This window comes from Candidatus Formimonas warabiya (genome assembly GCF_002777255.1).
Taxonomy (GTDB): domain Bacteria; phylum Bacillota; class Dehalobacteriia; order Dehalobacteriales; family Dehalobacteriaceae; genus Formimonas; species Formimonas warabiya.
On sequence record NZ_CP017634.1, the window covers coordinates 3281332 to 3294506 of the forward strand.

The window sequence follows — 13175 nt, forward strand, 5'->3', positions numbered from 1 at the left end:
TGAATCAGAGAAGGAGATGTATCATGGGATCCAAAGTCTTATTTTCATCGGTAAAATTTAAGAAATATGATGAAAGCGCTACCCTTCCGGCAAAATTTGCCCGGTTGATCGACCACATGGGCATGGAAGAAATCGTCAAAGGTAAATGGACAGCGGTCAAAATGCACCTGGGCAGGAAAATCGGCTATTCCACGATTCACCCTTTGTTTGTCAAGATCCTGGTCGATAAATTGCGAGATTACGGCGCCAAGGTATTTATTACGGACCAAATTGTATCCGGGGCGAAAAGCCGGGGTTATACCGAGGATTATCTGGGCGTTCCTCTCGTTCCTGCCTGCGGCATGATGGATCAATATTTTTACGAAAAGACGGTAGATTTCAAAACACTGAAAAACATTGATATTGCCGGCCATATTCAGGATGCGGAAGTGATGATCGATCTATCCCATGTGAAAGGTCACGGAGCGTGCGGGTACGGAGGGGCATGCAAAAACATTGCCATGGGGTGCGTCACGGATCGCACCAGGCAGCAGATTCATCACCTGGAGGGAGGAATTACCTGGAATGAAGAGGCCTGCACCAGGTGTGAAGCTTGTTTAAAGAACTGCAACTACCACGCCAATAAGTTCAACAAGAACGACAAATACGAAGTATTTTACCATCATTGCACCTACTGCCGGCATTGTGTCAAAGTTTGTCCTACCGGCGCTCTAACCATGGACAACCAGCAATATAAAGACTTCCAAACAGGGATGGCCATTTGCACGGAAGAGGTGCTGAAAACTTTCCCGGCGGATTGTGTTTTTTACATCAATTTCTTAATCAACATTACCGCCTTATGCGACTGCTGGGGCTTTACCACGCCATCCCTGGTACCGGATATCGGCATTATGGCGGCCCAGGACATTGTGGCCATTGAAAGAGCCTGTCTTGATGCCATTAAATATGAAGACTTGCTTGAATCAGGAGTGCCTCAGGGAATCAGTCTGGGCGAGCAAGGCCACCTTTTTGAGCGGCTGCACGGTAAAAATCCTTTTATTCAATTGGAGGAGCTGGCAAAGAGGGGATTAGGAACCCAGGAATACGGGATAGAGGAAGTGTTTTAGAAAACATATCTTATCTTTTCCGGATCCACCGGGCCAGCAGTCCACCGGTGTGAAACTCTACCATGGCATAATCCAAGGATCCGGGAGCCAAAATCGTGCCAAACTCTTGATGCAAAGGCTTTCTGATCTGATTTCTCCGGTACTTGCGCGTGGGATACTCCAACCATTCCACCTCTACCATCCCCCAGGACTCTTCTAAGGCGGCAGCAAGATCCCCTTTCCCATTGACCTCTGCCCCGTTAATATGAAGAATAATGTCCCCGGACGCCAAACCCAATTGGTGCGCCGGGGAATTTCGCAATACATCAAGGATCAGCACGCCCTTTTCCGGCTGGATATAGAGAGGATCTCCGCTCAATTCCTCCCTTTGCCCCAGCCAAATCACCAGTTCGTGGCCTAAAGGACTGAACAAAGCAGCGAGAAATGCCGTCCCGCCGGCATAGGAAGCGGCTACAGCCAGGCCCAGCAAAACAAAGCTGAACATAAAAAGGTAAACCGCTGATCTCCGGGTTTTTTCCTGGGGCCGGGAAGTCGCGGCCAGGTCTCCGTAGCCCAAGGCGGCCATCACCGGAAACATCACGTAGGTGAGCTGGTCCGGAAGGGCTGCTCCTGCCGGTTTAAGCAAAGGCCACCAATCCGGCATGTTGATCGAAGCTCCCGCCAATTGATCCGGGGGAAGGCTCACCGCTGCCAAAGCCACAATGGGTATGGGCCATAATTTCTGAAGATTAAAAGCGCCAATCACATGCCCTTTTCTGTTTTTCAGATAAACCGGCACTGCACCCACATGCCCCGAGATAAAAATCAAAATGGCTTCTACCAGATGGAGCAGTGCCACCAAAGCCATTAATTGAGGAACATTCACCTGGGGAAAGCCAAAAAGTAAATAGGATAAAGATATTAAGCCTCCGGCATAAGAAAAACATAAAAACCGGGGGTGCACCAGCATTAATACGATGGCCAAAGGCCAGAGCCAGGCAATCCCGATATCGGCCAGGTTGACGCCCACAAAAACCATCAAAAAGCTGCCTGCCAGTCCTCCCACCAACCCGCTCAGTACCGCGGCCCCAATGTGGGGCCAAACAGGTTCGCCGGAAATGCCGAACCAGGCTTCTTTGGACTGCTGCATTTTGCGATATTGAAAGGCCACCAGGAGCACAATCAGCCAAAAAAAGAGAGCATCCTGGGAAAAAAGAATCATGCGAAAAAAGGACTGCAGCACCATCATGACCAATTGAAAGAAGTCCTCTAACAAAAGCACATCAAAGCGCCCCTTTTATGAAAATAAACCACGGGGAAATCCCCGTGGTTTATTTCCCCATCTTAGACTGTAAAATTTCCACTGCCTTTTTCAGTTGCACATCTTCTTCCGGATTTCCGGAGTAGATTACCGTTGGGTCCGTCCCCTCGGGCAGGGCCACTTTCACATCAGGAACGATTCCTTTTTTGTGAATATCATTCTTATTCGTGGTCAGGTATTTCGCCGTGGTAATTTTCAAAGCAGCCCCGTCATCTAGGCCAAAAACACTCTGCACAATTCCTTTGCCAAAACTGGTTTCCCCCACCAGGGTGCCGGCCTTGACATCCTTGATCGCTCCGGCCAGGATCTCGGAGGCACTGGCACTGCCTTTATTGATCAAAACAACTAAGGGAAGACCGATCAAATTTCCTTCTGATGGGTAAGATTCCGTGTTATACCGATCGACGATCCAAACCACCGGTTTCCCTTTGGGGACAAAAAAGCCTCCTGCGGCCACAGCGGCATCTAAGGCTCCTCCCGGATTATTGCGTAAATCCAGGATCAGCCCCCGGCATTTGTTTTCGTTCTTCAGTTTTTCCACCGTCTCTTTTAATTCTTTGGCCGTGACATCGCTGAACATCGAGATATTCACATAGGCAATCTGGGGGTATTTTTCCAGTACCTTCCCTTCTACGGAAGGAATTTCAATAATCTCCCGGACTAGTTTCACCTGCCAAAGATTTTCCTGGTTAGGCCGTTTCACCCCTAAGGTAACTTCTGAACCGGACTCCCCTTTCATCAAGCTCACCGCAGTATCGATATCCATTTCTGTGGTGCTTTTTCCGTCAATCTCCCAAATTTCGTCCCCTGATTTAATCCCCGCTTTAGCTGCCGGGGTCCCTTTAATAGGCGCCATCACCGTCAGCTTTTTGGTATCCTTGGGAATACCCACATATATTCCCAGCCCGCCGTATGTACCTTTCATATGGGTTTGCAGCGTCTGGTAATCCTGGGGCTCCAAATAGGCGGAATAGGGATCCTTAAGTTCCTCCACCATCCCTTTCATGGCACCGTCGACCAGTTGGCTGGCTTTTAAAGGCTCCAAAGCCCGGCTTTTGATCAAGGCTGTTACTTTCAATCCATTTCCCAAATGCCAGGAATTGAGACTCACTACGAGCACCAAAAGCCCAAGGGCCAGGAGAAAACCTGCGGCTACTCCTATAAAAAAACTACGTCTTTTCGCCATTTATTTCATCCTCTCTCTGAAGCTGTAATATAATTCTTCACTTCATCCCCATACTTCAATATTTATATGTTCAATTGTACTTCAATATTAATGAAAACACAACAAAGGCAAGGATTTTAACCCCTGCCAGAGGAAAACCGGGGACGGTTCTTGAATTGAATGCATTCAATTCAAGAACCGTCCCCGGTTTTCCTGCTTTCTGATTTTGCTGATTTTCTTCTACTGTAAGTAGCCCAAGGGGCTTACAGGTTCGCCATTTTTCCGCACTTCAAAATGGAGATGCGGTCCTGTCGCCCAGCCGGTGCTTCCTACCTTGCCGATGACCTCTCCTCGCTTTACGTCTTGGTTTTCCGAAACCAGAATCTGGGATTGATGGGCATACATGGTCGAGATGCCGTCTCCGTGGTCAATCACGGTGGCATTTCCATATGCACCCAGGGATCCGGCAAAAATCACGGTTCCATCATCAGCAGCATGAATGCTCGTTCCGGCAGGTGCCCCGATATCAATCCCCGTATGCATGCGATTCGTCTTTAAAATGGGATGAATCCGGTACCCGAATGGGGACGTAATCCTGGTATACCCCGGCGTAGGCCAGGCAAATTGACCGCTGAAATGGTTTTTGGAATTCCGGCTGCGTTCCTCCTGAATCTTTCTAATTTTTTCCCCAAGCTGGTTGGACAGGCTCTCCAGTTCATCCAAAGCCTGTTCTATTTTCTTTTTATCCTGTTCCACATCGGTAAGCAATTGCTTCTTTTGTTCTTGCTTCTGCGCCAAGACCTTTTCCGTTCTTTCCGTGGAGGCTTTGACTTCGGCAATCCGGTTGCGCTCACCCTCCAGCTGGGCTTTCTTCTCTGCCACCAATTCCTTTTGGGTCTCAATTTCATCTAACAGGTCCACGTCCTGTTGCACCAACTTCTCCAGCAAATCAAAACGGGTTAAGAAATCACTGACGCTGGTCGCCTGAAAGGCCAATTCCAGGTAAGAAACCTGTCCGTTTAAATAGACTTCCTTCACCCTTTGTTTAAAAAATTCCATCCGTTGGTCTAATTTTTCTTCCGTACGATCCAGTTCTTTTTGCGTACGGGAAACCTGCGCTTCAGCATTCTTGAGCTGATTTCCCAGGGTGCCCAAGTCCTCTTGAACTTCTGTCATATCCTTTTCCAAGGCATCTAATTGGCCCAGAAAGGTCCGTTTCTGGGATTCTTTTTCCTTTAAAAGCTGTTTCCGCTGTTCCATTTCCTGCTGAACTTTTTTTTGCTGCGCTTTAAAGCTGTCCAATTGATCCCCGTAGGCCGGAATCAGGCCAACCATCAACAACAGGCCGAACAGGGCCAGCCCTAAAACTATTTTATAACTACGAAACCAGGACACAGTTATTTCCTCCCATTACACAGAATTTCTACGACCAATATCTACACTTTTAAAAACTTATGCAGCGAAATCATACTGCCCAGGGCGCCCAAAGCAGTTCCAGTCAGCATCAGTCCGGCATTAATATTCCACAGCAAGCCGGGTTCCCGGATTAATTGAATAAAGGACAGGGAAACACTGACATTCTTGACCAATGACGAATAGGACCAAAAAAGAATCATCACGGCCACAAAGGAACCGATCAGGCCTAAAAACACCCCTTCCAAGAGAAAAGGCCACCGGATGAACCAGTCCGTCGCACCCACGTATTTCATGATCGTAATTTCTTTTCTCCGGGCATACACCGTAAGGCGGATAGTGATGGCAATGAGGACCACCGCCGCAATGCCCAGAAGAGTCATAATTCCTACGCCCAGGAGACGGATCCAGTTAATTAAAGCAAAAAGTTTTTCCACTACGCCTTGCCCATAGCGGACTTTTTCAAACAGGTTTGTTTGTTCCATGGATTGCGCTACCGGGATCACATCCTCAGCCGTTTTCGTTTTTACCGTAAAAGAATCCGGCAAGGGGTTTTCTCCCTCTAATGCGTCCAGCAAATCATTTTTTTCGCCGAATTGTTTTCGTAAAGACTCCAAAGCCTCATCACGGCTGACAAAATCAACCTCACTCACTCCCGGTAAGGCCCGGATTTGCTTTTCAATGATCTCAATCTGGTCCAACCGTGTATTGTCGTGCAAAAAGGCTTTGATTTCAACGCTGGATTCAATGGAATCGGCCACGTTATTGACATTTAAGACCAGAAGCCAAAAAATCCCACAGACAAACAAGGAAATGGCTACCGTGAGAATAGAAGCAAAGCTCATCCACCCATTTCTCCGTAAGGAGATCAACGACTCTTTAAAGAAGTAACCCATTGTTCTTATTTTCATCATAGCCACCCCCCGTGTCGTCACGCATCATTCTGCCGTTTTCCAAAGCCAGCACACGTTTTCGCATTACATCCACGATATCTCTGGCATGAGTGGCCACTAAAACTGTTGTCCCTGTTTTGTTGATTTCATTCAACAGCCGCATCAAATCCCAGGACGTTTCCGGATCCAAATTTCCCGTAGGTTCATCGGCAATAACCACCATGGGTTTGTTTACAATGGCCCGGGCAATGGCAACCCGCTGTTGCTCTCCTCCGGATAATTGAGCCGGCATGGAACCGCTTTTGTGCCCCAAACCCACCAGGTCCAGGACTTCCGGCACTCTCCGGGAAATGTCATTCTTGGCACATTCCGTTACTCTCATGGCAAAAGCCACATTTTCATACACATTTAGGTTGGGCAAAAGGCGAAAATCCTGAAAGACGACGCCGATATTGCGCCTTAGAATGGCGATCTCTTTGCGGTTAAGTCTGATGATACTTCTCCCGCCCACCATAATCTGTCCTGTTGAGGGAAGCTCCTCCCGGAAAAGTAACCGGATAAAAGTGGTTTTACCGGCGCCACTTTGGCCAATGAGAAAAACAAATTCCCCTTTTTCAATATGGATATTGATATCGTGAAGGGCAGCAACCCCGTTTTGATATAATTTTGAAACACCTACCATTTGAATCATCATCACAGTCACTCCCTGGAAATCTAGCTTGGGTCAGTAGCTGGCAGACATTTGGTAATGTATTTCGACAAGAAAGTAATAAATTCCTTTTAAAATTTTAATTTGGCAGAAAAAGGGCAAAAAAAAAGTCCTTACGGACTTTTACTTCTTCCATTCCCGGTAAAAAACAAATCCTGCTAAAACAGCAATGGACAAATCTCTGAAAACATGATACAAGGTAATTTTTTCCGGGCCGCCAAAACCAAAGCACCCGCATCCGTACGGCAAAATATTGCTGTAATTGAGAATCATCTGGACGAAAAAAAATAAGGAAAGCAGGAATAAAAACGCGCTGGAATACTTGGTCTTCCACTGCAAAACCAGGGACAACCCGGCCAGGATCTCAATCCAGGGGAAAACCAGGGCAATCAAGAAGGCCAGCCATTCCGGCATGGAGTAGTACGCCATAATGGTGGCTTTAAAAAGCAGTACATGAAAAATTTTGGATGCACCGGCAAATAAATAAATTGCTGCGAGCAATAATCTTAAGATCATCAAGCTCCACCTGTTTCTAAAAAGAATTTTTCGTATTCATCGGTCGTATCAAAAGCTCCGGTGATTCCTTTTACCAGCTTGCCCTTTTGATAAACAAAGATGGACGGGGTTCCGGGTATTTGGAGTTCTTCCCGCACAGATTCATATTTTTTCACATCCAGCTTTTTCATATTTGTGATGGAAAGCTTTTTCACAGCCTGGGCCAGCTTAGACTCGGACTTGAGACAATCCTGGCAGGTGGGGGAATAGAAGTAAACGTAAAAATCCTCTCCATCAGCCATCATTTTTTCTAATTGATCCGGCGTAATGTCCGGCGCCTGAAGGGTTTTGGATGCCTGGGTCTGCCAGAGATAGGCGCCCAAGGAAAGACAAATACCCACAATGAATATCACCAAAAACAGTTTTTTCATTACCGCTACCTTCCTATTCCTCGATCAAGGTGTCAGGGGGACGGGGTTGTTGACACACAAGTGTGTCAACAACCCCGTCCCCCTGACACCTGCTGGTCCGCTAGGCTTCAGCCTTGCCTCCCTTTGCCGTTTCCGCGATAAAATCCTTCAATTTGGCATCCACCGCGCGTAAATGTACCCGCATGGCTTCTCCCGCCTTTTCTGCTTCCCCTCGTGCTACACACTGAACAATCTGGCGCGCAGTATTAATACTATTTTCCCGCGTGTCGACAGAAATAGCCACAAAATAACTATCTTTGTAAAGCATTCTGGTAATCACTTTCATCATCTCTCTGATTACCAGATTACCTGTTGATTCTGTCAGGGCATTATGAAAATCAAGATCCGCATTTAAAAAGGTCTTCACATCCGTACTTTCCGCCATCCGGTTAATAGCCTTATGGATACGCAGAATATCCGCCTTATCAACTCTTTCCGCCGCCAATTGCACGACCTTTATTTCCAGTATTTCCCTTGCCTCCATTAAATCAAAGAAGGGTAGGGCAGCCATAGCCTTTTCCAAAAGGGAAGATTGATCACTGGCCTCTTCAGATTGGCAGAGAAAGGTTCCTTTGCCTTGAATCACCTCTAAGTTTCCCATCACAACCAGTGCCCTGATCGCTTCCCGCACGGAGGAGCGTCCAACCCCAAACATTTTACACAATTCCCGTTCGGAAGGAAGTCGGTCCCCAATCTTGAGTTTCCCTGTTTCCAGGTGTTTTCGAATTTGGTTCACAATCATTAAAGGAGTTGTGCTGCGTTGAATCGTTTCAAATACCAATTCCCTCACCACTTATCAACTGTTTTTCGTGCTCGGATAGGGGCAAAGATGGAGCCTTAAACATTAACCGCCCAGATATGCTTTCACAATACTTTCATTTTCTCTCAGCTTCGCACTGTCATCTTGCATCACAATAGATCCGGTATCCATCACATATCCATAATGAGCCAGCTTAAGGGCCATTTTCGCATTCTGCTCCACGAGAAGAATGGTTGTTCCCTCCTCGTTCAACTGTTTAATAATACGTCCGATCTCCTGCACAATTACCGGGGCCAAACCCATGGAAGGTTCATCCAGCAAGAGAACCTTCGGCTCCGTCATTAAGGCCCGTCCGATAGCCAGCATCTGCTGTTCTCCCCCGGACAGAGTGCCGCCCATCTGCTTCCATCTTTCCCGCAACCTGGGGAACCGGTCAAAAGCCCTGTCCAGTCTTCTCTTTCGTTCCTTTTCATCCTTTAAGGTAAAAGAACCTAACTCCAGGTTTTCTTTCACTGTGAGATCTTTAAAAATGTGCCTTCCCTCAGGAACATGGATCACACCCATTTCCACAATGGTGTGAGGCGCCAGGGTGGTGATATCTTTCCCCATAAACTCCACCTTGCCGGAGGATGCATGCACGATCCCGGAAATCGTCTTTAAGGTGGTACTCTTACCAGCGCCGTTAGAACCGAGCAGGGTGACAATCTGTCCTTGTTTTACCGAAATAGTGATACCCCGTAAAGCATGGATTTTTCCATAATATGTCTGCAAGCCCTGTAAGGAAAGAACTACTTCGCTCATACTGCTTCCTCATCCTCCTTCCCCAGGTAGGCTTCAATCACTCTGGGATTGTTTTTCACTTCATCCGCCGTACCTTCGGCAATTTTCTTCCCGTAGTCAATCACCACAATCTTCTCAGATATCTTCATAATCAATTCCATATTATGCTCAATTAAAAAGATGGTAATCTTGCGCTCATCCCTGATCCGGCGGATCAGAGCCATTAACTGCTGCTTTTCATCATGGTTCAGACCGGCGGCAGGCTCATCCAGAAGCAGCAATTTGGGCTGGGTGGCCAAGGCCCGGGCCCATTCTACTCTGCGCTGATCCCCGTAAGGAAGATTCCGGGCACAGCGGTCTTTTTTATTCAAAATACCTACAAAATCCAGGCATTCCTCTGCTACCTCATGAATTTTTTTCTCTTCCCCTCTTTGGTGGGGAGAACGGACAACGGCCCCCCCGATACCGGAGGTGGTACGGCAGTGCATACCGGACATGACATTTTCCAATACCGTCATATTTTTGAAAAGACGCAGGTTCTGGAAGGTCCGCGCCATCCCCATTTCGGTAATGGCATGGGGTTTCATCCGCATCACGCTTTTGTCCTGGAAAAGAATTTCTCCGGAAGTAGCTTTATAAAAACCGGTCAAACAATTAAAAGCCGATGTTTTGCCCGCGCCATTGGGGCCAATCAAACTGGTAATCGAGTGTTCCTGAACATCGAAACTGAGATCATCTACAGCGGTAACACCGCCGAATCTCAGGGTCAAGTTTTTTACTTCTAAGATCGCCATATTCACCTCGTCCTTTACTCTTTAATGGAGTCCTCTGATGGAAAAGGGCTCTAGCTTTTACGCTCGGGCCATATTCCCTGGGGACGGAAAATCATTACCATAACCAAAACTATCCCAAAAAAGAGCATTCGGGTTTCTCCAATGCTCCTGAACACTTCCGGGAATAAAACCAGCAGAAAGGCGCCGAGAAGGGCTCCAGGAATCTTCCCCATGCCACCCAGTACGATGGCCAAAAGCACATTGGCCGACTGAAGAAACAGGAAGGATTCGGGAGAAACGGCGGACATTTTAATGGCATAGAAGCATCCGCCCACACCGGCAAAAAGGGAACCCACAATATAGGCCAATAATTTATATCTTACCGTATCAATCCCCATCGCTTCCGCGGCATCCTCGTCTTCCCGGATATACTCAAGGGCCCGGCCAAATCTTGATTGATGCAGCCGGTAAGAAACAATAATCGCAATCACCACGAGAATAAAAAACACGTAGTAAAAATGGTTGATCAAGTAGATCTTCATGCCAAAGAATTCCGGCCGGGGAATACCGACCAAGCCGCTGGCTCCTCCGGTGATACTCAAATTCCGGGCAATTAACCGGGTGATTTCCCCAAAACCTAAAGTGACGATAGCTAAATAGTCACTGCGCAATTTTAGTGTAGGCCCCCCGATAATGCAGGCCACAATCACCGAGATCACCATGGCGATGGGGATGGTCAGCCAAAAGCTTATGCCCATTTTCACCAGAATCCCCGTCGTATAGGCGCCAAAGGCAAAAAAGGCCGCATTACCCAAGTTTAAAAGACCGCAGTAACCAACGGTAATGTTTAACCCCAGGCAGAGAACCATATAAAAGAAGGCATTGGTCATTACTTCCATCACATAGTTGTTTGACACCTGAGGCAAGATTAAAATGGCAGCACAAAGAATGCCCAGTACTAAATATTGAATCTTTTTATTTTCCATCTTTTCGTAAATGCTGTCCATAAACCGGGTAAAGGCATTTCCGCTTACAGCCTTTCTACCGTCAGCAGAGCCTGGCTGTTCGTTTATTTGCACGTTTTCTTTTTCTATGTTCATGGCATTACATCCTCTCAATCTCTGTTTTACCTAAAATGCCATTAGGCTTAAAGATCAAAAGCAGGATCAGCAGTCCGAAAGCAAATACATCCTTCCATTCTGAACCGATAAAGGGAACCTGGGTACCCGCCGCTTCCAGCAGCCCCAGGATCAGCCCCCCGGCCATAGCCCCGGGAATGCTGCCGATTCCCCCGATTACTGCCGCAGTAAATGCTTTGATCCCAATGACAAACCCCATGAAAAAGTGGATGCTGCCATAATAAACTCCTGCCATGTTCCCCGCAGCTGCAGCCAAAGCAGATCCGATAAAAAAGGTCAGGGCAATGATTTTATTTACATTAATCCCCATTAAACGGCAGGCATCCTGGTCAAGGGAGATGGCCCTCATCGCCTTGCCATACATGGTCTTGCTGATAAACCAGGCCAGAACGGACATTAAAGTAGCTGTGGAAAGGACTAAAACAATTTGGGTATAGGTAATATGAACGGAACCAAAATCAAACCCGTTATAACCTAAACCCGTGGTAAAAGCTTTGTATTCCCCTCCGGTGATTACCATAACCGAGTTGTATAATATCAAAGATACGCCCACCGCAGTAATTAATATAGACAAGCGAGGGGCACTCAGCAGAGGCCGGTAGGCAATGCGCTGAATAATCACGCCTAACAAGCCCACCAGGATCATGCTGCACACCATGGCAGACAGAATACCCAACCATCCGTTGCCCATCGCATCGCTCACCACGCCCAAGATAGCAAAACCAACAAATGCCCCGGTCATATAGATGTCGCCGTGGGCAAAGTTAAGCAGTTTAATAATTCCATAAACCATGGAGTACCCCAGAGCTACAAGACTGTAAAAAGAGCCCAAAATAAGTCCGTTCACAAGCTGTTGGAGGATAATATCCTGTAAGCCCATATATTTCATCCTCTCCTGCATAATTTGAGAAACATATGCCCGCCCCTGTGCAGGGCTGGCATATGTTCCAGTGGTTTTTACTTATTTCTATTGAACCAGCACAAACTTGCCGTCTTTCACTTCCACAACCATGAAGTTACTGGTGGCCAAAGTATGATTTTCCGCAAAGGTGGTGGTTCCGGCAATTCCTTGATAATCTTTGGTTTCACTTAAAGCTTTTACGACAGCGTCAAAATCTGTAGCATTGGCTCTGGTCATGGCATCGGCCAAAATTCCCAAGCCATCGAAAGCCAGCGCGGAATAGGGGCCGGGATCCATGCTATATTTCGCTTTATAATCTTCCACATATTGTTTCGCTGCCGGCAGATAATCGGCAATCGGGCTGGATAATACTTGAACGCCTTCGGTAGCCGTGCCGCCGATTTCGATCAGCTGAGGCGAGCAGGATCCGTCACCGACCATAATTTTTCCGGTATAACCGCTTTGGCGCAGCTGCTTGATCAGCAATCCGCCGTCCGCAAAGTAAGCGGTCCAGAACACCAGATCCGGGTTCTTCGCTTTGATCCGGGTTACTAAAGCGGAAGTATCCTGTTCCCCTTTATTCATTACTTCCATGGCAACTACTTCGTTGCCGGCTGCTTTCCATTCCGTATCAGCCATTTTGGCCAAGTCTTCGGAGTAGGCGTCCCCTTGATGCACGATGGCAACTTTCTTCACGCCGCCGTTGGTCCACATTTCAATGGCTTTTTCGACCTGGTGCTTCGCAGTTCCGTTGGTTTCGAAGGCATTGCCCGGGTTTTCGGTCTCGATCTTACTGGAGTTGGCTGCGGTAATCACAAAAGGAATCTTGGCATCGTTATAAAGGGTCAAAGTGGGAATGGTTGCGCCGGAGCAATAGCCGCCTACCACAGCTACCACACCCTGGGAAATCAGCTTGTTGGCAGCAGAAGCAGATTGCTGCGGGTCACAGGCATCATCGGCAGTAACGGTAACAATTTTTTTACCCATCACCCCGCCTTTAGCATTAATTTGATCCGCCGCGATATTAATGGCGTTTTCCATATCCTTTCCGTATGTTGCTTCAGAACCGGTGGTAGGCACCATAATACCTACAAGAATTTCTCCGTCAAATTGTTGTTCTTCCGTACCGGTGTTGTTGTCTGCCGGCTGCTCGGCCTGCTGCTGTCCGCACCCGAATGCCGCTAAAGCCAGCATTGCCATGACCACTACCAAGAATAACGTTTTTTTAGACATTAATTTTTTAACCCCCTTCGTTCTTCCTTCGCTTGGTT

14 protein-coding genes are annotated in these 13175 nt (G+C 47.4%); 1 reads left to right on the plus strand and 13 read right to left on the minus strand.

Features of this window, described 5'->3' with window-relative positions:
• Window positions 1-23 precede the first annotated feature (23 nt).
• Window positions 24-1106 carry a DUF362 domain-containing protein gene (locus DCMF_RS15065; protein ID WP_148135179.1) on the plus strand — a complete coding sequence of 361 codons (1083 nt, stop codon included), beginning with the start codon at window positions 24-26 and terminating at the stop codon, window positions 1104-1106.
• 10 nt (window positions 1107-1116) lie between these two features.
• On the opposite strand, the gene DCMF_RS15070 is transcribed toward DCMF_RS15065, so the two are convergent.
• The 13 genes from DCMF_RS15070 to DCMF_RS15130 all read right to left on the minus strand — a co-directional run bounded on the left by DCMF_RS15070 (window position 1117) and on the right by DCMF_RS15130 (window position 13137).
• The gene (locus DCMF_RS15070) at window positions 1117-2367 is read right to left on the minus strand and encodes a PDZ domain-containing protein (protein WP_148135180.1); all 1251 of its coding nucleotides are present in this window, start codon (window positions 2365-2367) and stop codon (window positions 1117-1119) included.
• A gap of 49 nt (window positions 2368-2416) precedes the next feature.
• Window positions 2417-3592, minus strand: coding sequence for a S41 family peptidase (locus DCMF_RS15075; RefSeq protein ID WP_148135181.1), 1176 nt, complete (start codon window positions 3590-3592; stop codon window positions 2417-2419).
• 219 nt (window positions 3593-3811) lie between these two features.
• Window positions 3812-4966: a murein hydrolase activator EnvC family protein gene (locus tag DCMF_RS15080; protein WP_148135182.1), complete on the minus strand. Its 1155-nt coding sequence runs from the start codon at window positions 4964-4966 to the stop codon at window positions 3812-3814.
• A 41-nt stretch (window positions 4967-5007) separates the two neighbouring features.
• Window positions 5008-5898, minus strand: a complete 891-nt coding sequence (gene ftsX, locus DCMF_RS15085) for a permease-like cell division protein FtsX (RefSeq protein WP_236860031.1) — start codon at window positions 5896-5898, stop codon at window positions 5008-5010.
• Window positions 5864-6568: a cell division ATP-binding protein FtsE gene (ftsE, locus tag DCMF_RS15090; protein ID WP_148137924.1), complete on the minus strand. Its 705-nt coding sequence runs from the start codon at window positions 6566-6568 to the stop codon at window positions 5864-5866. The genes ftsX and ftsE overlap by 35 nt, the downstream gene beginning before the upstream one ends.
• Before the next feature lie 141 nt (window positions 6569-6709).
• Entirely contained in the window at window positions 6710-7102 is a 393-nt protein-coding gene (locus DCMF_RS15095) for a MauE/DoxX family redox-associated membrane protein (RefSeq protein WP_148135183.1), read from the minus strand.
• Window positions 7102-7512, minus strand: coding sequence for a thioredoxin family protein (locus tag DCMF_RS15100; protein WP_148135184.1), 411 nt, complete (start codon window positions 7510-7512; stop codon window positions 7102-7104). Before DCMF_RS15100 ends, DCMF_RS15095 begins: the two co-directional genes overlap by 1 nt.
• A gap of 100 nt (window positions 7513-7612) precedes the next feature.
• Window positions 7613-8332, minus strand: coding sequence for a FadR/GntR family transcriptional regulator (locus tag DCMF_RS15105; protein ID WP_148135185.1), 720 nt, complete (start codon window positions 8330-8332; stop codon window positions 7613-7615).
• 63 nt (window positions 8333-8395) lie between these two features.
• Window positions 8396-9112 carry an ABC transporter ATP-binding protein gene (locus tag DCMF_RS15110; RefSeq protein WP_148135186.1) on the minus strand — a complete coding sequence of 239 codons (717 nt, stop codon included), beginning with the start codon at window positions 9110-9112 and terminating at the stop codon, window positions 8396-8398.
• Entirely contained in the window at window positions 9109-9885 is a 777-nt protein-coding gene (locus tag DCMF_RS15115) for an ABC transporter ATP-binding protein (protein WP_148135187.1), read from the minus strand. The genes DCMF_RS15110 and DCMF_RS15115 overlap by 4 nt, the downstream gene beginning before the upstream one ends.
• Before the next feature lie 50 nt (window positions 9886-9935).
• Window positions 9936-10964 (minus strand): branched-chain amino acid ABC transporter permease, encoded by a 1029-nt coding sequence (locus DCMF_RS15120; protein WP_236860032.1) that lies wholly within the window; start codon window positions 10962-10964, stop codon window positions 9936-9938.
• Between the two features lie 4 nt (window positions 10965-10968).
• Window positions 10969-11883, minus strand: a complete 915-nt coding sequence (locus DCMF_RS15125; protein ID WP_148135188.1) for a branched-chain amino acid ABC transporter permease — start codon at window positions 11881-11883, stop codon at window positions 10969-10971.
• Window positions 11884-11970: 87 nt separating this feature from the next.
• A complete protein-coding gene (locus DCMF_RS15130; RefSeq protein ID WP_148135189.1) occupies window positions 11971-13137 on the minus strand; it encodes a branched-chain amino acid ABC transporter substrate-binding protein in 1167 nt (388 codons plus the stop codon).
• Window positions 13138-13175 lie beyond the last annotated feature (38 nt).